This is a genomic window from Enterobacter cloacae complex sp. IR5401 (assembly GCF_049238425.1).
Classification (GTDB): Bacteria; Pseudomonadota; Gammaproteobacteria; order Enterobacterales; family Enterobacteriaceae; genus Enterobacter; species Enterobacter hormaechei_C.
The window spans coordinates 243659-266677 of the sequence record NZ_JBMKHN010000001.1 but is presented as its reverse complement, the minus strand read 5'-3'; the positions used below and the strand labels follow the sequence as shown (position 1 = coordinate 266677).

Sequence of the window (23019 nt, the reverse complement as noted above, 5' to 3'; positions counted from 1 at the left end):
AAAAAATGACCGGGCATCTCGCGCCCGGCTACAGAGGCGGCGATGTTAAGAAATCACGGTGAATGTTACTGTGAATCAACGCACAGATTGTTACAGAAATATGACAGAATGCGCAAAAAAGCGCATGAAATCACGTTTCACTTTCGAATTTCGCGCGTTTATGTTCGAAATCAAACAAACCACACGATCAATGTGGCTAAATGCAAAAAAACGAACATAGAGGAAAGGCAATGACAATTCACGATCCACGCTTCAGCGATGTGATTATCATTGGCGGTGGCGCGACGGGTGCCGGCATCGCACGCGACTGCGCCCTGCGGGGATTGAGCATCACGCTTCTGGAACGCCACGATATCGCCACCGGCGCGACGGGACGTAACCACGGTCTGTTGCACAGCGGCGCCCGCTATGCGGTCACTGACGCTGAGTCAGCGCGCGAGTGTATCGCTGAAAACCAGATCCTCAGGCGCATCGCCCGCCACTGCGTTGAACCGACCAACGGTCTTTTTATCACCCTTCCAGAAGACGACCTCGGCTTTCAGCAAACCTTTATCACCGCCTGCACGGCGGCAGGCATTCAGGCCGAGGCGATCGATCCTGCGCAGGCGCGCCGTCTTGAACCCTCGGTAAACCCGGCGTTACTGGGCGCGGTAAAAGTACCGGACGGAACCGTTGATCCTTTCCGCCTGACCGCCGCCAATATGCTCGACGCGCGGGAACATGGCGCCCAGATCCTGACCGGGCATCACGTCACCGGGCTTATTCGCGAAGGGAATACCGTGCGCGGAGTGCGCGTGTTTGATGCGCAGTACAACGAACACCGCGAGCTGTATGTCGCCGTCGTGGTCAACGCGGCGGGGATCTGGGGCCAGCGCATCGCGGAATACGCGGACCTGTCGGTGCGCATGTTCCCGGCGAAAGGCTCGCTGCTGATCCTCGACCACCGCATCAATAACCATGTCATCAACCGCTGCCGTAAACCGTCTGACGCCGATATCCTCGTGCCGGGGGACACCATTTCGTTAATCGGCACGACCTCAATGCATGTGGACTACAGCGAAATTGATTACAACCGCGTCACCGCTGAAGAGGTGGATATCCTGCTGCGCGAAGGGGAAAAGCTGGCCCCGGTGATGGCGCAGACGCGTATTCTGCGTGCCTACGCGGGCGTGCGTCCCCTCGTCGCCAGCGATAACGATCCGAGCGGGCGTAACGTCAGCCGCGGCATCGTACTGCTCGATCACGCCGAACGTGACGGCATGGACGGATTTATCACCATTACCGGCGGCAAGCTAATGACCTACCGGCTGATGGCCCAGTGGGCCACCGATGCCGTCTGCCGTAAGCTCGGCAACACCGCGCCGTGCGTGACGGCGGAACAGGCCCTGCCCGGCTCGCAGCAATCGACAGAAAAAACGCTGCACAAAATCATTTCACTCCCTGCCCCGCTTCGCGGTTCGGCGATTTACCGCCACGGCGACCGCACCCCGACCTGGCTCGGTGAAGGGCGACTCAGCCGCAGCCTGGTGTGCGAATGCGAAGCCGTGACCGCAGGCGAGGTGCTGTATGCCGTGGAAAACCTGACGGTAAACAACCTGCTCGATTTACGCCGCCGCACGCGCGTCGGGATGGGCACCTGTCAGGGGGAGCTGTGCGCCTGCCGTGCCGCCGGGCTGCTGCAACGTTTTCACGCCACCACGTCAACCCAGTCGCTTGCCCAACTCAGCGATTTTTTAAACGAGCGCTGGAAAGGCATTCAGCCCGTCGCCTGGGGCGATGCCCTGCGCGAAAGCGAATTTACCCGCTGGGTCTATCAGGGGCTTTGCGGTCTGGAGAAGGAGCACAACCATGAAATTTGATACCGTGATTGTGGGTGGGGGGCTGGCGGGCCTGCTGTGCGGCCTCAAACTGACGCAGCGGGGTCTGCGCTGCGCCATTGTCACTCGCGGTCAGAGTGCTCTGCACTTCTCCTCCGGCTCGCTGGATTTACTGGGCGCGCTATCGTTCGCCGATCTGCCGCCTGAACATCCCTACCGCCTGACGGGCGCAGAGAATATGGCCCGCTTTGCCTGCGAAACCGAACACCTGCTCACTGCCTGCGGCGCACGCATGCAGGGTGACGCCGAGCAAAACCATCAGCGCGTCACGCCACTCGGCACCCTGCGCGCCGCCTGGCTTAGCCCAGAAGAGGTGCCTGTCGCTCCCATCGCTGCCGAGCGCGTGCGGGTGGTGGGGATCAGCGGTTTCCTTGATTTCCAGCCACATCTGGCCGCCGCGTCTCTCAGACAGCAGGGGGTTCAGGTGGATACAGCGGAGATTGATCTCCCCGAGCTCGACGTGCTGCGCGAAAACCCCAGCGAGTTTCGTGCGGTGAACATTGCCCGCCTGCTGGATAATGAAAGTTACTGGCCGCAGCTGTACGCGGCGCTTCAACCGCTCGGCGAGACCTGCGACGCCCTGTTTATGCCCGCCTGTTTTGGCTTAACGGACAACCGGCTCTGGCGCTGGCTCTCGGCGCGCCTGCCCTGTACGCTCGGTTTACTGCCGACGCTCCCCCCTTCCGTGCCCGGCATTCGTCTGCATACCCAGCTTCAGCATCAGTTTGTCGCCCAGGGTGGCGTCTGGATGGCAGGCGACGAAGTGAAAAAAATCACCCTGGTTGAGGGCGCGGTAAGCGATATCTGGACCCGCAACCACGGCGACATCCCGCTTCGCGCACGCTATACGGTGCTGGCAAGCGGCAGTTTCTTCAGTAACGGTCTGCTAAGCAGCCGGGATGGCGTGCGTGAGGCAATACTCGGGCTGGATGTCCGGCAAAGCGCTTCCCGCGCGGACTGGTATCAAAGCGATTTCTTCACCCCGCAGCCCTGGCAGCAGTTCGGCGTGATCGTCGACAGCCAACTGCGCCCGCGGCTGGGCGGGGAACCGGTTGAAAATATTTACGCCATCGGCTCGGTTCTGGGCGGGTACGATCCCGTGGCGCAGGGCTGCGGTGGCGGCGTCTGCGCCGTCACCGCGCTGCATGTCGCGGAGCAGATTATCCAGCGCAGGGAGAGAGCACAATGAACGACACCCGATTTGAAAGCTGTATCAAATGCACGGTCTGCACCACGGTTTGCCCGGTCAGCGGCGTCGATCCGCGCTATCCCGGCCCGAAACAGGCCGGTCCCGACGGGGAGCGTCTGCGCCTGAAGGATGGCGCGCTCTACGACGAGGCGCTGAAATACTGCATCAACTGCAAACGCTGCGAAGTTGCCTGCCCGTCGGACGTGAAAATAGGCGATATCATCCAGCGCGCCCGCGCCCGCTACAGTACGCAAAAACCGACGCTGCGTGACGCGATACTGAGCCACACCGATCTAATGGGCAGCCTCTCGACGCCTTTCGCACCGGTCGTCAATGCCGCCACCGCCCTGAAGCCGGTGCGCAGACTGCTGGATGCGACGCTCAAAATCGACCATCACCGCAGTCTGCCGAAATATTCTCACGGCACCTTCCGCCGCTGGTATAAATCCGTGGCGGCAGAACAGGCGCAGTTCGCTGAGCAGGTCGCCTTCTTCCACGGCTGCTACGTGAACTACAACCATCCGCAGCTGGGAAAAGACCTGCTGAAAGTGCTGAACGCCATGGGGACGGGCGTTCAGCTGCTGAGCAAAGAAAAGTGCTGCGGCGTTCCGCTGATTGCCAACGGTTTCATCGACAAAGCGCGCAAGCAGGCGAGCAGCAACGTCACCTCTTTACGTGAGGCGATCGTCGACAAAGGGATACCGGTACTGGCGACGTCGTCAACCTGTACCTTCACGCTGCGCGATGAATATCCGCATCTGCTGGAGGTGGATAACACCGGCCTGCGCGAGCACATTGAGCTGGCGACCCGTTTTCTCTGGCGCAAGCTGGACAGCGGGCAGACGTTACCGCTGGGCAAATTGCCGCTGAAGGTGGTGTATCACACGCCATGTCATATGGAGAAGATGGGCTGGTCGATCTATACGCTTGAGCTGCTGCGGCTGATCCCGGGGCTGGAGCTGACGGTGCTGGACTCACGCTGCTGCGGCATCGCTGGCACCTACGGATTCAAGCGTGAAAACTACCCAACGTCACAGGCCATTGGCGCGCCGCTGTTCCGGCAGATTGAAGAGAGCGGCGCAGATATCGTGGTGACGGACTGTGAAACCTGCAAGTGGCAGATCGAGATGTCCACCAGCAAACGCTGTGAACATCCCATTACCTTGCTGGCAAAAGCGCTGGCGTAACCGTTGCCGGGGACACTGCCCCGGCACACTCTCACTCTACGAACAGCGATTCCACGACATTGATCCAGCCGTGCTCACTGGCGACCTCTTTCCCGTTCAGCCAGCGGCGCAGCATGTTCAGCGCCATCATCGCGCACACCTCCTGACGTACGGCCAGGCTGTGGCGGGTAATGCTCATCCTGACGCGCAGGGCGTGCGTTCCTTCCGGCGTTGCCAGGGCAAAGTTGAGGTGCTCCTCATCCAGCCCGCCCACAAACAGCGCCAGTCCGGCGAAATGCTTCACTCTGCGCTCGGATGCCCAGCGCGCCGTCTGCGCCAGCGTCTCCTGCTGGAACGGCACCACTTCACTGGCCAGCAGCGGCGCACCCGCCCGGGTAAGCTGAAGCGCCAGAAGCCCACCGGTAAACTGCTCGCTTAACGTCACGCTCAGCTGGCGGGACTGCAAATGCGCTGCGATCTGCGCCGGCAGCCCTTTCGTGCCTTCGAAAATCAGGCTTTCCCCGGCGACGCGCCGCACTTCCGGCCACAGTGCCAGCATAGCGGCTTTCTCTGACGCCGGTCCGGTCAGCTTCAGTTCAATAATCGGCATGGAGGAGCGATAGCCCATCGACACGCCGGGAGGCAGTTGCAGGTGATCGAGGCTCTGAGCCAGATCGCTTTCCGAGCGACCAAAGGTGGTCAGACGCAGGCACAGCGGCGGTTCAGGCAGCGTAAAGCGCGCGCGCAGGCGCGGCAGGATCTGCTGCTCGACCATCACTTTAAATTCCGACGGCACGCCCGGAGTGAAGAACATCAGGCAGCGGTTCAACTGAACGGCAAACCCGCAGGCGGTGCCGACTGGGTTATCAATCAGTTCCGCGCTGGCGGGAATTTCAGCCTGCTTGCGGTTGCTGGGGGCCATCACGCGGCCACGCCCGGAGAAAAAGCGCTCCATCTGCGCCAGCCACGCCTCATGCAGGACCAGGCCTTCGCCTTTGGCCGTGGCGGCGGCCAGCGCGCTGAGATCGTCGCTGGTAGGTCCCAGCCCGCCGTTCACAATCAGCACGTCGCAGCGTTCGCTGCGCTCGCGCAGAACGTTGACCAGCGACTCAAGGTTGTCACCTACGGTGTTGCGGCGCGTTAACGGTAATCCTTGCTCAAAGAAGAGATCGGCGAGCCAGGCGGCATTGGTATCAATGATTTGCCCATGAAGCACTTCGTCGCCAGTGGATAACATTTCCACGTTTATCATTGTGTTCTCCCATTTCAATGGTCAAAACACTATAGCGCAATCAAAGACCGGGGGAAGAGAGAAACTGGCGCGACTGAACGCCGCGCCGAGAGGATTAGAAACCGGCGCTAACGCCAACGTACGGGCCGTCTGCCAGGGCGTTGTCGCGGTTGCCGTCTTTACCGGCCAGGTTCAGATAGCGATAACCCGCTTCGATGGTGATTGGACGCATGATGGTCCAGCGCGCGCCGGCGTTAGCTTCCTGATAGCTGTCGATGCCGCTGGAGAGGGAATCCGGGGAGTAGTAGTACTCACCGAACAGGCCAAAGCTGTCGCCAATTTTCCACTGCAAGCCGCCGCCCACTGCCGCCGCGTAGCCTTCGTCGCCGTCGTTCGGGTTGGTGTAAATGCCTTTACCCCCGACGGTCGCCAGGAAGGGACCCAACGGCACGTTGAAGCCGAGGCCCAGGCTTGCCGCATCGCCGTCGTCGTCGTTATGCGTCCAGCCGCCGGTCATTGCCAGGCCTGCGCTGTCCGTGCCAAGACCGAAGCCCAGATGGGTATAATCTTGTCCCGCCGAGCCGTTGAAGGAAATTGCGTTTGCCGCTGCTGAAACAAACATCAGGCCGCTTAAGCCCATTAATGCCACTTTTTTCATTGTCGTGATCCCGCACAATTTATTCAGAGATGTCCAAAAACCGCGAGATTTTAACCTGCCTGCCTGTGTGATCAATGGACTCCGCGTGCGGCAGGCAATTAGTTTGTAACGATTTGATAATATAGGCATTTATATCAGCATCAGAAAGCGCATTTTCACGCTCAGCCCACCCAGATTTTCACTGGGCATCAGCTGAAGATGGCTGCGGTGCAGGCGGGCAATATCGTTAGCCAGCGCCAGGCCAATGCCGGACCCGGCGGCATCACCCACGTTTTCCAGACGATGAAACGGCAGCATGGCCTGGGAGATCTGGTCTTCAGCAATACCCGGTCCGCTGTCCTCCACGCTCAGCTCAACGGCATCGTTAGCCGTGCGCAGGTACACCGTCACGATGCCCTGCTCCGGCGTGTATTTGATCGCGTTCTCCAGCAGGTTGGCGCAGAGTTCACCCAGCAGCACGTCATCACCCTCAATCATTACAGGCTGCTGTACGCCGTCATAACCGAGATCGATACCCTTGCTGCGCGCCTGCGCCAGCCGGGAAAAGCAGCAGTTTTGCACCACCTGCACCAGATCGACAGGGGCAAACTGTCGCTCCCCCTGCTCTTTTCGCTTCACCGCTGAAAGCTGCAACAGCCTTTCTGTCAGCACGATGGTGTTATCCAGCGTGACGTTCATCGCCCGTAAGCTCTCCTGCCACAGGGCCGGATCGTTACGCGTCAGGGCAACCGATACCTGGGTTTTCAGCACCGCCAGCGGCGTTTTGAGCTGGTGTGAGGCGTCAGCATTAAAGCGCGCCTGTCGCGAAAGCACGCCGCGTAACCTGTCGATATAGCGGTTAAATGCCACAATCAGCAGCCGCGTTTCCGACCAGTGCAGCAGCTCCGGCAGCGGGGCCAGTAGCCCGGGCTCACGGCGCACCATCAGCGAAGAGAGCTGCCGCATCGGGCGCAGCACGCGACGCAGCAGCCACGCGGTCAGGACCAGCGTCAGCAGCACCAGCAGCCCCTGCGACACGAGCGAGGAAAACAGCAGCTGAGTGGCCAGATAGCGCCGCGACTGCAACGTTTCGGCGACGTAGATTTCCGCCATGCCGAACACACTCTCCTCGTTAACCGGCTGGAGCAGCTTCGCCACGCGGATCGCCTGCCCGCGATACTCGGTATGATAAAACCACGCCAGCGCCGGATAGTGGGAGGTGCGCGACGTGGAGGGGGGCATATTCGGCAGATCGTCATAGCCGGAGATCGTCCGCCCGTCAGGGTCCACGACCTTGTAGTAGAGGCGATCGTTCATGTTCAGCTCGAAGCTGTCGAGCACGACCCACGGCACGTTCACCTGGAGCTTGCCGTTGTGCACCACCAGCCGCTCTGACACCGTGCGCGCCGAGGATAACAGCGTGCGGTCATAGGCCTGCGTCGCCGCCTGTAGCGCGCTAACGTAGCTGTTAAAGGCTGACAGTCCCCATAACAGCAGCAGCGGCAAACCCAGAAAAAGCAAAAGTTGCAGGTAAAGCGACTGCGGCTTAACCCACTTCATCGCCGCACTCCAGCACGTAGCCCAGCCCCCGGAGGGTGGTGATCCGCACGCCGCTGCCGGTCAGCTTCTTACGCAGACGGTGAATATAGAGATCGATGCTCTCGGGGCTGACGTCGTCGTTCAGGCTGAACACCTGGTCGAAAAGCTGTTGCCGGGAGACGGGACGGGTCCGACGGTGCATCAGCACCTTCAGCAAAGAGAGTTCGCGCGGCGTGAGGGAAAGGGGTTCATCGCGCAGCAGAAAAAAGCCTTCATCATCGTACTCCAGCTCTCCCAGCCGCTGGCGCTCCTGGGTTCGCCCTTCACTGCGGCGCAGCAGCGCACGCAGGCGGGCATCAAGCTCCTCCAGCTCGAACGGTTTCGGCAGGTAGTCATCCGCCCCGGCATTCAGCCCCTTAACCCTGTCTGCCACGTTGCTGCGGGCGGTAAGAAACAGCACGGGCAACGTCTGCCCGCGCTTTCTCAGCCGATGCACCACCTCCAGCCCGTCGAAACCGGGCATGCCGATATCAAGGATCGCGACGACATAGTTTTCTCCCTGCAAAAGATGATCGGCCGCCCGTCCATCGTTGACGCAATCCACGGCAAATCCGTTTTGTACCAGCGCTTTTTCCAGCCAGTGAGCCAGCTCACGATTATCTTCCGCCAGTAAGAGACGCATATCACATCCTGTAAAGTTGGTGTCGCAGTGAAAGGGAAATGAAAGGTTATTGTTTTAACAATCACGCAACGGAACCGCTACAAGGTGGTTCACATAATCAGAAAAAAGACACCCGTACCCGTACTCCCGGTTCTCCGGCGTGAGGATAAACGATGAAAAAACAATTACTTTCTACCCTTGCTGCAAGCGTATTGCTGTTGAGTGCCTCTGTTGTCCAGGCGCAGGACGCGCCATCCCGTACCGAATGTATCGCCCCGGCCAAACCCGGCGGCGGCTTCGACCTGACCTGTAAGCTGATTCAGGTCAGCCTGCTGGAGACGAAGGCCATTGAGAAACCGATGCGCGTTACCTACATGCCCGGCGGCGTGGGCGCGGTAGCCTATAACGCCATCGTCGCCCAGCGCCCTGCCGAAGCGGGCACCGTGGTGGCCTTCTCCGGCGGTTCGCTGCTGAACCTGTCGCAGGGGAAATTTGGTCGTTATGACGTGAATGACGTGCGCTGGCTCGCCACCGTAGGCACCGATTACGGCATGATCGCCGTGCGCGCGGACTCTCCGTGGAAATCCCTCAAAGATCTGCTTACCGCCATGGAAAAAGATCCGAACAGCGTGGTCATTGGCGCGGGCGCCTCTATTGGCAGCCAGGACTGGATGAAAGCCGCGCTGCTGGCGCAGCAGGCCAAAGTGGATCCGCACAAGATGCGTTACGTGGCCTTTGAAGGCGGCGGCGAGCCGGTGACGGCGCTGATGGGCAATCACGTCCAGGCGGTATCGGGCGATCTCAGCGAAATGGTGCCCTACCTGAGCGGGGATAAGATCCGCGTGCTGGCGGTCTTCTCAGAAAACCGTCTGCCGGGCCAGCTGGCAGACGTCCCAACCGCCAAAGAGCAGGGTTATAACCTGGTCTGGCCGATCATCCGCGGCTTCTTCGTCGGGCCAAAAGTGACCGACGCCGAATACCAGTGGTGGGTGGATACCTTCGCAAAACTTCAGCAAACCGAGGAGTTCAAAAAACAGCGCGATCTGCGCGGGCTGTTTGAGTTCAACCTGAACGGCAAGCAGCTGGACGAGTATGTCAAAAAACAGGTGAATGACTACCGCGTACAGGCGAAAGCCTTTGGTCTGGCGAAATAACCGGAGGCGCTATGAGCGATCGCATTTTTGCCGGGATATGGCTGCTGCTCTGCATTGGCGGCATGTTCGTCGCCTGGCAGATCCACAGCGAATACAGCTATGAACCCGTGGGGCCACGCCCCTTTCCCGTCGGCATTGTCGGCCTGATGCTGCTCTGCTCGGTAGCGCTGCTGCTGCGCCATCCGGATACCGTGGAGTGGCCGCCACGCCGAACGCTGCAACGTCTGCTGGTAATGGTGATTGTCCTGCTGATGTACGCGTGGGGCTTTGAATGGCTCGGCTTCCCGATTGCCACCGCCCTGCTGACGATGGTGATTGGCATACTATTTAACGCCTCGCTGCCTGCGGCGGGGATCTCCGGGGTCGTACTGGGCATTTTACTCTGGTACGCCTTCGACCGCCTGCTGGACGTGACCCTGCCGCTTGGCGCATGGTTTAACTAACGGAGCACGCTATGGATACCTGGATCTATCTCTCTCAGGGGTTCGCGGTAGCGATGACCCCGGAAAACCTGGTGATCGCCCTGATCGGCTGTTTCGTCGGGACCATCGTCGGCCTGCTGCCGGGCCTTGGACCTATCAACGGCGTGGCGATTTTACTGCCGCTGGCCTTTGCGCTGCACCTGCCTGCGGAATCGGCGCTGATCCTGCTGGCGACGGTTTATATCGGCTGCGAATACGGGGGGCGTATTTCCTCGATTCTGCTTAACGTGCCCGGCGATGCCGCCGCCATTATGACCGCGCTGGATGGCTATCCAATGGCGCAGCATGGACGCGGCGGCGTGGCGCTCTCTATTTCCGCCGTCAGCTCGTTCTTTGGCTCCCTGATCGCCATTGGCGGCATCATCCTCTTCGCCCCGGCGCTGGCCCAGTGGTCGCTGGCGTTTGGTCCGGCCGAGTATTTTGCCCTGATGGTGTTCGCTATCGCCTGTCTCGGCAGCATGATGGCGCAGAATCCGCTGAAGTCGTTTTTGTCTGCGTTGATTGGCCTCAGTCTGGCCACCGTCGGCGTGGATGCCAACACCGGGGTTTATCGTTTTACCTTCGACAGCGTTCATCTCTCCGACGGCGTGCAGTTTATCGTCGTGGTGATTGGTCTGTTCTCTGTCTCAGAAATCTTACTGATGCTGGAACATACCAGCAGCGGGCAGACGCTGGTGCGTAAAACCGGACGTATGCTCTTTAATGCCAAAGAGGGGGCGCAGTGTGTGGGTGCCACCCTGCGTTCGTCGGTGATCGGTTTCTTCGTCGGCATTCTGCCCGGCGCGGGGGCGACTATCGCCAGCGCCATCACCTACATGACCGAGAAAAAGCTGAGCGGCAACAGCGACAGCTTCGGCAAAGGCGATATCCGCGGCGTGGCGGCGCCGGAGGCGGCGAATAACGCCTCGGCCTGCGGCTCGTTTATCCCGATGCTGACCCTCGGCGTGCCGGGCTCCGGCACCACGGCGGTAATGATGGGCGCGCTGACGCTCTATAACATCACCCCGGGTCCGGCGATGTTTACCGAGCAGCCCGATATCGTCTGGGGTTTGATTGCCGCCCTGCTGATCGCCAACGTGATGCTGCTGGTAATGAACATCCCGCTGATCGGCCTGTTCACCCGCATGCTGACCATTCCCCTGTGGTTCCTGGTCCCGGCCATCGCCGCCGTCTCTGCGGTTGGGGTGTACGCGGTGCACAGCACCACCTTCGACCTGGTGTTGATGGTGCTGCTCGGCGTGCTGGGCTACATTCTGCGCAAGATGCACTTCCCGATGTCGCCGCTGATTTTAGGGTTTGTGCTGGGGGAAATGCTGGAGCAGAACCTGCGCCGCGCCCTCTCCATCAGCAACGGCAACATGGGGATCCTGTGGGAGAGCAACGTAACGAAGATCCTGCTGGCAATGGCGATTATGGTGATTGTCGTGCCGCCGGTGCTGCGCTGGATCCGCCGACGCCAGCACAAACCGCAGCCGGATATCGGCTGATTAGCCCCTCAACAGGGCATTGACCCACTGCTTTAACGCCTGGCGGGAGATTTTAATCCCGCCATTTTTCAGTTCTGACGGCAGCGCCAGCCAGTGTACCGGCTGCTCAAAGCGCGCCAGCCTGCCCTGAACCCACTCCGGCAGCAGCGTGATATCCGTGCCCGGCTCGCATTCCACCACCGCCACCGGGCGTTGCCCGTACTCGGCATCATCCAGCGGAACGACAAACGCCTGGCTTACCTGCGGATGCGTGGCGATAACGCGCTCCAGCGCTTCCGGCTGGATCCCTTCTCCGCCGCTGAAAAAGAGATTGTCCATTCGGCCCAGAATGGTCAGGCGCCCGTCATGCCACTCGCCGCGATCCCGGGTGGCGAACCAGCCCTGCGCATTGACCAGCGGCAATAATGCGCCGTCTCGCCAGTAGCCTGCCGCCATGCTTTCCGCCCGGATCCAGACTTCACCGTTTACCACCTGAACGTCTCTGCCCGGCAGCGCGCTGCCCACGTCCGGCGCGCCGTCGGCCTCTTTGGCGCAGACGGTGGAGGCGAACTCGGTCAGACCGTAGCCGCAGAATGTACGGATCCCCTGCTCGCGCGCCTGTTCGGTCAGCGCAACGGGGATTTCCGCCCCGCCGAGCAACACGGCTTTCAGCGCGACGGGATGGTGTGAATTAAGCAGTCGCCACAGCTGCGTTGGCACCAGCGAGGCATGGGTACAGCCCTGTAGCGCCTGCTCAAGCGGCTGTTTTACGCGTACGGTGAGACGGCCTCCGCCCTGTAACCAGCGCCACAAAATCCCCTGACCGGAGACGTGAAACAGCGGCAGAGAGAGCAGCCAGTCGTCGCTATCGCCGTAAGGCATCAGCGCCAGCACCCCTTTTGCGCTGGCAAGGTGGGCGGCACAGGTGTGCACCGCCGCTTTTGGCAAACCGGTGGAGCCGGAGGTGAGCGTCATTGAGGCCAGTCGTTCTGCCCGCCACGTCACGCCCCCCTGCCCCTCGCCCTCTCTTAATGCCAGCGCGGGCAGACCGTCATACTCACCGTTAAGCACCAGCGCAAAACGCAGGGTCATCTGCGGCAGGAGGACGTCCAGCAGCGGACGGGGAAGCTGAGGGTTCACCGGCAAAATGCGGGCGCCGCACTGAAGCAGCGCCAGCCAGGCCAGCAGGGTCTGCGGGTGGTTGTGGGCGAGCAGCATGACGCCGTCACCGTCAGCAACGCCCTGAGACTGAAAACCGGCTGCCAGACGATCGATACGCTTGCCCAGCTGAGTCCAACTGAGCGTTACATCGTCTAAACGCAGCGCGGGTTTATCGGCACGCCGGGTGCGCCAGTGCCGCCACGGCCAGTCGGTAAAACTCATCGCAATGGCTCCAGCGCCCCGACGTCGAGGCACGGCAAGGTGCTGCCAGGCCACTGGCGAATCAGCTGGGCCTGCATCAGGTTTAGCGTATCGAGACCGGGAACGGTGTCCGGCGTTAACCATGCAGCGATGCGCGCCAGCTGCGTCAGGCCGAGGCTGGATTCGATGGATGAACTGATCACCGCCGTCAGCCCTGCGGCATGGGCCGCCGCAACCTGCTCGCGCACCTTGTCGAGGCTGCCGGTCAGCGTTGGCTTAATCACCACGGCCCTGACGCCCGGCTCGGCGGCAAACGCGAAATCGGCTTCGCGCAGGCTCTCATCCCAGGCAATGGCGATGCCGGTTTCCCGGGCGAAGGCGCGAGAGTCGTCGCGCGTTTTGCACGGCTCTTCGAGAAACGCGATGCGGTTGCGGTACGCCGGGTTGACGTACTTCGCAAACTGCTGCGCCCTGAGCGGTGTCCAGGCGCGGTTGGCGTCCAGGCGCAGGTGCAGATCGGGAATGGCTTCCAGTAACAGATTAACCACCATCCCGTCGCGCACCGCTTCGTACAGGCCGACCTTTATTTTCGCCACCTTCTCGCCAGGCATCGCGGAAAGGAGCGCGAAAAGTTCATCCGGATCGCCAGTACAGAGCGGCGCGGCGCGATAGTTCGCCGCCTCCGGCAAACTGCCGTCCAGCTCTGCCAGCGCGCAGCTGATGCCGAACGCGACGGAAGGAACGTCCGGCAGCGCCGGATCTTCTCCCTCGCGCCAGGCGTGCGTCCAGGCCATCAGCGCGGCCTGCGCCTCGTCGAGCGTTTCCAGGCTAAAGCCCGGAAGTGGGGCTATCTCGCCCCACCCTTCCCGCTCGCCCTCCCGGAGGTGCACGAAAAAGCCGTCACGGGTTTTTAACCGCCGTTCACGCAGCACCACGCCCGCGTCCATCGGTATCTGCCAGCGGTAAACCTGCACGCGACGCATTACGGGTTCCGTTTGTATTTGCTGAAGTCTGGCTGGCGTTTTTCGTTGAACGCGTTGCGCCCTTCCTGACCCTCTTCGGTCATATAGAACAGCATGGTGGCGTTACCTGCCAGCTCCTGAAGGCCCGCCTGACCGTCACAGTCGGCGTTGAGGGCCGCTTTCAGGCAGCGCAGCGCCATTGGGCTGTTTTGCAGCATTTCGCGACACCAGCGCACGGTCTCTTTTTCCAGATCGGCGATCGGCACCACGGTGTTAACCAGCCCCATATCCAGCGCTTCCTGCGCATTGTACTGACGGCACAGGAACCAGATTTCGCGGGCTTTTTTCTGGCCGACAATGCGCGCCATATAGGACGCGCCCCAGCCGCCGTCGAAAGAGCCGACTTTCGGGCCAGTCTGACCGAAAATGGCATTTTCCGCCGCGATCGTCAGGTCACACATCATGTGCAGCACGTGACCGCCGCCGATGGAATACCCTGCCACCATCGCGACCACCGGTTTTGGACAGGTGCGGATCTGGCGCTGGAAATCCAGCACGTTCAGGTGGTGCGTGCCCGCATCATCCTGGTATCCGCCGTAGTCACCGCGGACTTTCTGATCGCCGCCGGAGCAGAAGGCTTTCTCCCCTTCCCCGGTGAGGATGATGACGCCGACAGTGTCGTCATAGCGGGCATCCGCCAGCGCCTGGATCATCTCTTTTACGGTCAACGGACGAAACGCGTTGCGCACCTGTGGACGGTTGATGGTGATTTTGGCGATACCATCGGCGGATTTGTGGTAACGAATGTCGGTGTAGCCTTCGGAGCAGTCCTGCCATTCAACCGGCGCGTAAAGCATGTGTTCATCAGGATAGATCATAGCGTGTCCTTTGTTCGATAACGCAGTATCTGAGCCAGACTCGCGGCAACAGCTTCCGGGTTGTCCCGGTGGGCGTTGTGTCCGGCGTGAGGGATAGCATGACGCGTGGCGTTAAGTTCAGCGGCGATAGCTGCAAACTTCCCGTCACGTTCGCCATAGAGATAGTCAAAAGAAAAATCACGCGCGGTGAGCGCGGGACGTAAATCAGGCTGAACGGCAAGCGAGGTGGCTTCCAGCATCTCTGCCAGCCTCGGGCCGTTGTTCCGGCTGCGCAGCGCGATCAGCGCCCTGCGCTGATCATCCGTAAGTGAGGCAAAGACCGGCTGTTGATACCAGTCGGCAAAGACGGCCTCCAGCGGCTCACTGCGAAACCGTGACGCCCAGCGGCGGTCAGAGATCAGCCGGGCCTGGCGCGCATCGGCGTCTTGCAGGCCCGGGTGTCCACCTTCCACAATCACCCCGTCTAACCCCGCAGGATGCTGGCAGGCATGGAACATCGCAATGCGGCCGCCGAGGGAGTACCCCACGAGCCAGTATCTTAGTATGTTGTAACTAACAAGGGTATGCGAGAGCAATTCACTTACCTCTGCAAACCCCGTCACGCCCGTATCCGCTGAACCACCGTGCCCGGGCAGGTCAATGTAGAGCCGGGGGTAGTCATGCAGCGACGCCCCGACAGCCTGCCACTCGCGACAGTCGCCGGAAAAACCGTGTAGGAAAACCAGCCAGGGGTAGCCTGGTTTTCCTGGCTGGGAGACGCCTGCGAGGATCACAGGTGACTCACCTGCGCAAGCAGATGTTGCAGCTTCTGCGCGCCGTCAGCATCGTTTACCACCAGCTCAATGAGCGTCGCGCCAGGCTGCCGCCAGGCGGTGTTCAGCGCCGTCTCCAGCGCGTCCCAGTTTTCCGGGCGATGGTACTTCAGGCTGAACATGGCGGCGGCGTGTTCGAACTGCACGTTTTGCGGCATCAGATAGAAGCGCTCACGCTCGCTTTGCGGCGTCGGCAGCAACGAGAAAATCTGCCCGCCGTTATTGTTCACAATAATCAGCACGAACGGGGCCGACGCCTGACGCAGGAGCGCCAGCGCGTTGAGATCGTAGAGGGCTGAGAGATCCCCCACAATCGCCAGCGTGGATTTCGCGCTGGCCCTCTGTACGCCAGCGGCGGTGGAGATCAGGCCGTCAATGCCGCTCGCGCCCCGGTTGCTGTACACCGGATAACCCGCCGGCAGCTGCGAAAAGGCGTCAATCAGGCGCACCACCAGGCTGTTACCGACAAAAAGTTGTCCCTGCTCGGGAAGATATTTGCGGATACGGTGCGCCAGCCCGGCTTCACTGAACGCCTCGCACTGCGCTTTGGTGAGTTCCCACGCCTGACGTGACAGCGCCGGGATCTCCACCGCCCAGGGTTTGCGTTTTTCCGCCGGATGCAATTCCAGCCAGCTGTTAATATCGCTCACCAGGCGGCGGCCACGATGGTGCGCCGGGTCAAGGCGTCCTTCGAGCGGGTCCACCAGCCAGTACTCTTCAGGCGTACAGGTGGCCTGCCACTGGAGCAGACGCTTCCCCGTCAGGCTCGATCCCAGCTGGACGACAATCTGCGCCTGCGCCAGCTCGGTGACCGCTTTCGCGTTCCCCAGCCAGAGGTCGGCGCAGGGCAGCGGCTGGCCCGTCTGGGAAAGCACGTCACCAATCAGCGGCCAGCCAAGCGTTTGTGCCCACTCCGCCGCAAGCTTACCTTCCGCCGCACTCATCCGCCCGGCTATCACCACGCCGCGCTTCTGACGCCAGAAGAACCAGTCGCGCTGTTTAGCGCTTTCCAGATGCGTCTGCTCGCGCAGCCAGGTTTTTTCGCTCTCCCACCAGTCTCCCAGCTGCTGTTGCCAGACGAGGCCAGTATCGTTCATTTCACCGTACAGCGGCTCGGCAAACGGGCAGTTAATGTGTAGCCCGCCGCTGCGCAGTGCGTTCATGGCGTGGTCGAGGGTTGAGACCAGCCAGCTGGCGGGAATGTCCTGGGTGGGGCGCGGCAACGAGACCGTCTGTGAAGGATGCGAGGCAAAAATGCCAGGCTGACGAATCGCCTGGTTAGCGCCGCAGTCGATAAGTTCCGGGGGACGGTCGGCGGTGAGTAAAATCAGCTTTTCGCCGGTTAATCCCGCTTCTATCAGCGCCGGATAGAGGTTCGCCACCGCCGTGCCGGAGGTGACGATCACCGCCACGGGCGCTTTACTGACTTTCGCCAGCCCGAGCGCCAGATGGCCCAGACCACGCTCATCAAAATGGGTGTGGTGAATAAAAGCCCGGTTTTCCGCGGCAGCAAGGGTGAGCGGCGTGGAGCGAGAGCCCGGGGCAATACACACATGCCTGACACCATGACGGGTCAGGGCTTCAAGGATCACCGCCGCCCAGCGTCGGTTAAAAGAACTTACTGACATGAGATTGTCCAGTATCAAGAATGCGACACAGTATAAATAATAGAAAAAGTCAGAATTTTGATATGAATCGGGATTGCACGAATCAGTATTAATCCCTTAGGAGAAGGGAACGCAGCCCGGCGGCCTTGTTTTCGATCTCCTGCCACTCCTGCTCAGGATCGGAGCCGCTGACGATGCCCGCCCCCGCATAAAGACGCAGCGCAGCGTTGTGAACGCGGGCGGAGCGTAATGCCACACAGAATTCGCTCTGATCGCGCGATAAATAGCCCGCCGAACCGGCGTACCACTCCCGGTCAAACGGCTCTACTTTCGCAATAAATTCTCGGGCCGCCTGTCGCGGCAGCCCGGCCACCGCCGCCGTCGGTTGCAAAATATGCAGACACTGTTCGTCGTCAGGCTGTTTAAGTTCGGTCCAGATACAGCGGCGTAAATGCTGCACCTTGCGCAGACGCAGCACCTGCGCAGGCAGGATCTCCAGCGTCCGGGTATGGTGCTGAAGACGCTGGCAGATATCTTCCACCACCAGCATATTTTCCCGCTGATTTTTATCGTCGTTCATCAGCCAGTCGCCCAGACGCTGGGCCTGCTTATCGTCAGAATGGCTGGCGACGGTGCCTGCCAGCGCTTCAGTGCGCAGCAGCGTGCCGCGTCGCCGCCACAGGCGCTCGGGCGTCGAGCCGAGGAAGGCATTGCTGGCGTCAAAGACCATACAAAAATGATAGCAGTTGAGGTTTAGCGCGCGGCTTGCAGCCATCAGCGCGATGGCGTTTACGGGCTGCTGGCACTGAACGTCTGTAGCACGTGCGAGCACCACTTTCTCAAAATCACCGCGAGCAAGGGTATCCGTCGCCTGACGAATCAACGCCAGCCAGTCCGGTTTTTCCGGATGATGGGTTTCCTGCACAATCTGCACGGACAACGGGCGGATCGGCGCGGCGTCGCGCAGGTTATCGACAAAATTCAGCGCCTCACGGGCATCTTCCCGCAGCGACGTTTCGCTCCACAGTTGCAGACGCAGCGTGGCGACCCCGCCAGACCGTCGCCAGAGAAGGCGCGGTAAAAACAGCTTGCCCTGCGCCGGGTTGAAGGCGTTCAGGCCGCAGATACGGGTGTCATTGGCTACGTCATGGGCATGCAAAAACCGCGAGGCCGAAGCCAGAGAATCAAACTGGGCGAGGCTTCCGAGCGCGGCAAGTTCTTCATCGCCGCTGCGCTGTTGCCAGTAAAACTGAGGATAGCATCGCTGCACACCCAGCCAGGCCAGCGGATCGAAGGCGTCGTTTAACGGGAAAGAGACATCGAAATGGCGTAAACCGGGTATAGCAGGCAAAGCTTGCGCAAGCTGAGTGCGCAGGCTTTGCAGCGCGAGGAAAATCGAGTGCACGCGAACCTCTCCCTGTTAAAGCCTTATATTATACGGGGTACTGACGATAAATAGCAGTACCCACGTGTAGGGAGTGGTTTACCGACTTAACGACGGGCTAACAGCAGACCCAGCACCAGCCCTACGGCCGCACCGACCCCAATGCCCTGCCACGGTTTTTCATGCACATAATCGTCGGCACGATAAACCGCCTGTTTGGCGCGGTAGTAATAATTGTCGGAGGCGTTACTGACGCGGTTTTTCACGTCATGCAGCGCCTGCTCGGCGCGGGCTTTGAGCTCAATGTACTTCTGATCGGCAGGATCGCCTGAAGAGCGCAGCACTTCTTCCAGCGTTTCGCTTAGCAGCGTCAGGTCGTCGTCGACTCGGGTATCCCAGGATTGAAATGACATATTTTTCTCCATGTTAGTACACCAGTCCGGTAACTATAGACAACGTATTGCTATTGCGCCTGTTTCGCTTCGCGTGCCATGCCGATGTGTGGGATGCCGTCTTCGTCGTAAATGTCCGTGACCGGGGTAAAACCAAAATGGCCATAGAATGATTGCAAATGCGCCTGCGCGCCCAGGTATAACGCCTTGTCCGGCCACTGTTTCTGGCATGCGTCCAGCGTTTTTTCCATCAGCTGATAGCCCAGCTTTTCACCGCGCGCGCGGCCGCTGATAATGACGCGCCCAATGACGACAGGGTCAAATTCCTCTTCGCTTTTCAGAATCCTCGCATACGCCACCAGCTCGTTATCGCGCCAGCCGAGGATGTGCCGGTTCTCGCCGACCAGGTCATCGCCGTCGATATCCTGATACGGGCAGGTTTGTTCAACCACGAAGACTTCACAGCGCAGCTTGAGCAGGGCGTAGAGTGACTGCACGGTCAGTTCGCTGTGGTGTAGATCTTGCCACTGGATCATGTGTTTCTCCTTCCTGGGGTTCATCACGTTATACTAAACCCCTTCCCATTCGGCAAAGGGCTGATTGCGTTATGGAACTGATTTTTCTGGGTACGTCCGCCGGGGTGCCAACCCGCTCACGAAACGTGACGGCGATTCTGCTGGATCTTAAGCATCCTACCCGCGGTGGGCTGTGGCTGTTTGACTGCGGCGAGGGTACGCAGCATCAGCTGCTGCATACCTCATACCACCCGGGGAAAGTGGATAAAATATTTATCACCCATCTACACGGCGACCATCTGTTTGGCCTGCCGGGCCTGCTGTGTAGCCGTTCGATGGCCGGTAACGCTAACCCGCTGACCATTTATGGCCCTGCGGGTATTCAGGAATTTGTTGAAACCACGCTGCGCCTGAGCGGCTCGTGGACCGATTATCCGCTGGAGGTGGTGGAGATCGGCGAAGGTCTGGTGTTCGACGACGGAGATTATCAGGTGCGCGCTTACCCGCTTAACCATCCGGTGGAATGTTACGGCTATCGCGTTGAGGAGCATGACAAGCCCGGTGCGCTGAACGCCGCCGCGTTGCAGGCCGATGGGGTGAAACCTGGCCCGCTGTTCCAGCGTCTGAAGCACGGCGAGACCGTCACGCTGGAAGACGGGCGCGTCATCAACGGTCAGGATTACCTCGCGCCGCCGCAGCCAGGCAAAAAACTGGCTATTTTTGGGGATACCGCCCCCTGCCCTTCGGCGCTCAGGCTTGCCGGGGGTGTGGATGTGATGGTGCATGAGGCGACGCTGGAAGCGGCGATGGAAGAAAAAGCCAACAGCCGGGGGCACAGCTCAACGCGTCAGGCGGCGCAGCTGGCGCGTGAGGCTGGCGTCCGGAAACTGATTGTTACTCACGTCAGCTCACGCTATGACGTCCGCGGCGCTGAAAGCCTGCTGGCAGAGTGTCGGGAAGTATTTCCGGCATGCGAGCTGGCGGAAGATTTTGCTCAGGTCAGCGTTTAGTCCTTCATTTTTCCCTCAGCGTGCCGATAACGATTAAAAGGCCAGCATTTCTCTTGAGGGTAGAATGGATAATTTCCAGAAAGATATTGATGACAGGGCGAACCTGACCCTGTCCAACCGTTTTGAACTGTTGCTGTTCCGTCTTGGCACCTCTCTGAACGAAAATAAATCCGAGCTGTTCGGCATCAACGTGTTCAAATTGCGCGAAATTGTGCCGATGCCGACCTTCACCAAACCGGCGGGAATGAAGTCTCCACTGATGGGGATGGTGAACATTCGCGACCAGGTGATCCCGGTGATCGATCTGGCCGCCGTCGCCGGCTGCAAGCCAGCCACCGGGCTGAACATCCTGCTGATCACCGAATATGCCCGCAGCGTGCAGGCGTTTGCTGTGGAATCGGTGGAAAACATCATGCGTCTGGACTGGAAGCAGGTGCATGCTGCGGAAACTGCCGTCAGCGGTCGCTACATTACCAGCATTGCCTGCCTGGACGAGAAGACGGATACCAACGATCTGGCGATGGTGCTGGACGTGGAGCAGATCCTGTACGACATCACCCCGGCGAACCACGATCTGCACGCCACCCATCTGGAAACCACCAAATTTAACATCAAGCCTGGCTCTGTCGCGATTGTTGCAGAAGATTCGAAAGTGGCGCGCTCAATGCTGGAGAAGGGATTGCAGGCGATGGAGATCCCGGCCCAGCTGCATATCACCGGCAAAGACGCGTGGGAGAAAATCACTCAGTTGGCCGCGCAGGCTCAGGCTGAGGGCGTCCCCGTTACCGATAAGATTGCCCTGGTATTGACCGACCTCGAAATGCCGGAGATGGACGGCTTTACGCTGACGCGCAAAATCAAAACCGACCCGGTACTGAAAGATATTCCGGTGGTGATCCACTCGTCTCTTTCCGGCAACGCGAACGAAGATCATATTCGCAAAGTGAAGGCGGACGGCTATGTGGCGAAGTTTGAGCTAAATGAGCTATCGTCGGTGATTGAAGAGGTGCTGGACCGCTCGATGAAGAAGATTGAAGGGCCGCTTATAAGCAGGAAGCAGTTAGCTTAGTCGGGTGACGCTTCGCTTACCCGACCTACAAGACCCGTATGCCCTGCAAGCGTAGCGCCCTGGGCATGTTTTACTCTATGCGGGCTGGTGCCCTCACCCCGGCCCTCTCCCACGGGGAGAGGGAGAAAACAATAAAAAACCCGCCGAGGCGGGTTTTTTGTTTTTACATCAGCGGCATCGCTCGCTGCACGATATCAATCAGCGGCTGCGGATAGATACCGAAGATCAGCACCAGCAGCGCGGAGATTAGCACCACGATACCGCCGGCGCTGTACTGCCAGTTGGACGGCGCATCGCGGTTGAGCTGCTGAGGCGCGCTCAGGTACAGGCTCACGGCAACGCGCAGGTAGTAGTAGAGACCAATCGCGGAGCCGATAACGACACCCGCCGTCAGCCACCACAGACCCGCCTGCACACCGACGGCCAGCACGTAGAACTTACCGATAAAGCCCAGCGTCATTGGGATACCCGCCAGAGAGAGCATCATCACGGTCATTACCGCAGACAGAATCGGACGGTGCCAGAACAGTCCACGGTAGGAGAACAGGGAATCTGCATCCGGGCCACGGTACGGGCTGGACATCAGGCTCACCACGCCGAACGCGCCGAGGCTGCTGAACAGGTAACCGGCCAGATACACACCCACGGTTTCCATCGACATTTCACCGCTTTGCAGCGCAATCAGCGCCACCAGCAGGTAACCCAGATGGGAGATAGAGGAGTAGCCCAGCAGACGCTTGATGTTGGTCTGGCTCAGCGCCATCAGGTTACCGAAGATAATAGAAACGAACGCGATAATGCCCAGCACCACGCGAACCGCTTCGCTGTCACCCACCGGGGCGTACAGGAACAGACGCATAACCACGCCGAAGATAGCGATTTTACTCGCCGTCGCCAGGAAGGTAGAGACCGGTGCAGGCGCACCCTGGTAGACGTCTGGCGTCCACAGGTGGAACGGAACCAGAGAGAGTTTAAAGCCAAGGCCAACAATCATCATGCCCAGACCCGCCAGCAGCAGCGGCTCATGCATCATGCCGTCGCCGAGGCTCTTACCGATGGCCAGGAAGGAGAGGTTACCCGTCTGTGCATACAGCAGCGCGATACCGAACAGCAGGAACGACGACGCGGCAGCAGACAGAATGGTGTACTTGATAGCCGCTTCCAGAGAGCGCTTCTGACGGAAGGCGTAACCAATCAGGCCGAACAGCGGCAGTGAGATCAACTCAATACCAAGGAACAGCGCGGCCATGTGGTTCGCGTTCGCCAGCAGAATGCCGCCCAGTGCAGCAATCAGTACCAGCAGGTAAAACTCTTCTTTGTTGTCGTTGTATCCTTCGAGCCACGGGTACGCAAAGGTACAGGTTGCCAGGCTCGCCAGCAGCACCAGACCGGTGTAGAGCATGGCGTAGCCGTCAACGCGCATCAGCGGCGTGACGTCCATCGCTCCCGCCTGGCCAACAAACCAGAGGGAGACTAACGCAGCGTTCAGACCCAGAACGGACAGGGTCGCATTCAGGAAGTGATTGCGTCGCCACGCAATGGAGAGCATCACAACCACCACCGTCAATCCGACGATCAGCAGCGGTAGCAGCGCGATCAGTTGTTGTGGAGTTATTGTCATGGCGA

At 60.1% G+C, this 23019-nt stretch carries 21 protein-coding genes; 8 read left to right on the top strand and 13 right to left on the bottom strand.

The features are described 5' to 3' along the window. Nucleotides 1-230: 230 nt before the first annotated feature. Genes glpA through glpC form a run of 3 tightly spaced genes read left to right on the top strand, consistent with a single transcriptional unit; the run spans nt 231 to nt 4253 of the window. Nucleotides 231-1859: an anaerobic glycerol-3-phosphate dehydrogenase subunit A gene (gene glpA, locus ACOTX1_RS01245; protein WP_421766813.1), complete on the top strand. Its 1629-nt coding sequence runs from the start codon at nt 231-233 to the stop codon at nt 1857-1859. After that, nucleotides 1849-3066, top strand: coding sequence for a glycerol-3-phosphate dehydrogenase subunit GlpB (gene glpB / locus ACOTX1_RS01240; RefSeq protein ID WP_023314571.1), 1218 nt, complete (start codon nt 1849-1851; stop codon nt 3064-3066). Before glpA ends, glpB begins: the two co-directional genes overlap by 11 nt. Next, entirely contained in the window at nt 3063-4253 is a 1191-nt protein-coding gene (gene glpC / locus ACOTX1_RS01235; protein ID WP_023314572.1) for an anaerobic glycerol-3-phosphate dehydrogenase subunit GlpC, read from the top strand. Before glpB ends, glpC begins: the two co-directional genes overlap by 4 nt. A gap of 31 nt (nt 4254-4284) precedes the next feature. Here glpC and ACOTX1_RS01230 read toward each other — a convergent pair whose 3' ends face one another. The 4 genes from ACOTX1_RS01230 to tctD form a co-directional block, all read right to left on the bottom strand. Then, a complete protein-coding gene (locus ACOTX1_RS01230; protein WP_023314573.1) occupies nt 4285-5484 on the bottom strand; it encodes a nicotinamide mononucleotide deamidase-related protein YfaY in 1200 nt (399 codons plus the stop codon). 94 nt (nt 5485-5578) lie between these two features. Further along, entirely contained in the window at nt 5579-6121 is a 543-nt protein-coding gene (locus ACOTX1_RS01225; protein WP_003859436.1) for a YfaZ family outer membrane protein, read from the bottom strand. A 129-nt stretch (nt 6122-6250) separates the two neighbouring features. Beyond that, complete coding sequence (locus tag ACOTX1_RS01220; protein ID WP_194303417.1) at nt 6251-7660, bottom strand: sensor histidine kinase; 1410 nt, start codon at nt 7658-7660, stop codon at nt 6251-6253. Further along, nucleotides 7647-8321 carry a transcriptional regulator TctD gene (gene tctD / locus ACOTX1_RS01215; RefSeq protein WP_023314575.1) on the bottom strand — a complete coding sequence of 225 codons (675 nt, stop codon included), beginning with the start codon at nt 8319-8321 and terminating at the stop codon, nt 7647-7649. The genes ACOTX1_RS01220 and tctD overlap by 14 nt, the downstream gene beginning before the upstream one ends. Before the next feature lie 152 nt (nt 8322-8473). Between tctD and ACOTX1_RS01210 the strand changes: the two genes are divergently transcribed. The 3 genes from ACOTX1_RS01210 to ACOTX1_RS01200 are packed head-to-tail and all read left to right on the top strand — an operon-like array spanning nt 8474 to nt 11423. After that, nucleotides 8474-9454, top strand: a complete 981-nt coding sequence (locus ACOTX1_RS01210; RefSeq protein WP_023314576.1) for a Bug family tripartite tricarboxylate transporter substrate binding protein — start codon at nt 8474-8476, stop codon at nt 9452-9454. An 11-nt stretch (nt 9455-9465) separates the two neighbouring features. Then, nucleotides 9466-9897, top strand: coding sequence for a tripartite tricarboxylate transporter TctB family protein (locus ACOTX1_RS01205; protein ID WP_003859443.1), 432 nt, complete (start codon nt 9466-9468; stop codon nt 9895-9897). An 11-nt stretch (nt 9898-9908) separates the two neighbouring features. After that, nucleotides 9909-11423 carry a tripartite tricarboxylate transporter permease gene (locus ACOTX1_RS01200; RefSeq protein WP_023314577.1) on the top strand — a complete coding sequence of 505 codons (1515 nt, stop codon included), beginning with the start codon at nt 9909-9911 and terminating at the stop codon, nt 11421-11423. Here ACOTX1_RS01200 and menE read toward each other — a convergent pair whose 3' ends face one another. The 8 genes from menE to ACOTX1_RS01160 all read right to left on the bottom strand — a co-directional run bounded on the left by menE (nt 11424) and on the right by ACOTX1_RS01160 (nt 19335). Beyond that, nucleotides 11424-12785, bottom strand: coding sequence for an o-succinylbenzoate--CoA ligase (gene menE / locus ACOTX1_RS01195; protein ID WP_023314578.1), 1362 nt, complete (start codon nt 12783-12785; stop codon nt 11424-11426). It lies immediately after the preceding gene. Further along, nucleotides 12782-13747, bottom strand: coding sequence for an o-succinylbenzoate synthase (menC, locus tag ACOTX1_RS01190; RefSeq protein WP_023314579.1), 966 nt, complete (start codon nt 13745-13747; stop codon nt 12782-12784). Before menC ends, menE begins: the two co-directional genes overlap by 4 nt. Continuing rightward, nucleotides 13747-14604, bottom strand: coding sequence for a 1,4-dihydroxy-2-naphthoyl-CoA synthase (gene menB, locus ACOTX1_RS01185; protein WP_023314580.1), 858 nt, complete (start codon nt 14602-14604; stop codon nt 13747-13749). The genes menC and menB overlap by 1 nt, the downstream gene beginning before the upstream one ends. Next, the gene (gene menH, locus ACOTX1_RS01180; protein WP_023314581.1) at nt 14601-15377 is read right to left on the bottom strand and encodes a 2-succinyl-6-hydroxy-2,4-cyclohexadiene-1-carboxylate synthase; all 777 of its coding nucleotides are present in this window, start codon (nt 15375-15377) and stop codon (nt 14601-14603) included. Before menH ends, menB begins: the two co-directional genes overlap by 4 nt. Beyond that, on the bottom strand, nt 15374-17044 hold the full coding sequence (gene menD / locus ACOTX1_RS01175) for a 2-succinyl-5-enolpyruvyl-6-hydroxy-3-cyclohexene-1-carboxylic-acid synthase (protein ID WP_023314582.1): 1671 nt from the start codon (nt 17042-17044) through the stop codon (nt 15374-15376). The genes menH and menD overlap by 4 nt, the downstream gene beginning before the upstream one ends. A gap of 88 nt (nt 17045-17132) precedes the next feature. Further along, on the bottom strand, nt 17133-18428 hold the full coding sequence (menF, locus tag ACOTX1_RS01170) for an isochorismate synthase MenF (RefSeq protein WP_003859458.1): 1296 nt from the start codon (nt 18426-18428) through the stop codon (nt 17133-17135). Nucleotides 18429-18514: 86 nt separating this feature from the next. Further along, complete coding sequence (gene elaB, locus ACOTX1_RS01165) at nt 18515-18820, bottom strand: stress response protein ElaB (protein ID WP_017693006.1); 306 nt, start codon at nt 18818-18820, stop codon at nt 18515-18517. Nucleotides 18821-18870: 50 nt separating this feature from the next. Next, on the bottom strand, nt 18871-19335 hold the full coding sequence (locus ACOTX1_RS01160; protein ID WP_023314583.1) for a GNAT family N-acetyltransferase: 465 nt from the start codon (nt 19333-19335) through the stop codon (nt 18871-18873). A 71-nt stretch (nt 19336-19406) separates the two neighbouring features. Between ACOTX1_RS01160 and rbn the strand changes: the two genes are divergently transcribed. Continuing rightward, a complete protein-coding gene (rbn, locus tag ACOTX1_RS01155) occupies nt 19407-20324 on the top strand; it encodes a ribonuclease BN (RefSeq protein ID WP_003859463.1) in 918 nt (305 codons plus the stop codon). A 64-nt stretch (nt 20325-20388) separates the two neighbouring features. After that, a complete protein-coding gene (locus ACOTX1_RS01150) occupies nt 20389-21393 on the top strand; it encodes a chemotaxis protein (protein ID WP_003859465.1) in 1005 nt (334 codons plus the stop codon). A gap of 163 nt (nt 21394-21556) precedes the next feature. On the opposite strand, the gene nuoN is transcribed toward ACOTX1_RS01150, so the two are convergent. Further along, on the bottom strand, nt 21557-23014 hold the full coding sequence (gene nuoN / locus ACOTX1_RS01145; RefSeq protein WP_003861500.1) for an NADH-quinone oxidoreductase subunit NuoN: 1458 nt from the start codon (nt 23012-23014) through the stop codon (nt 21557-21559). Nucleotides 23015-23019: the final 5 nt, after the last annotated feature.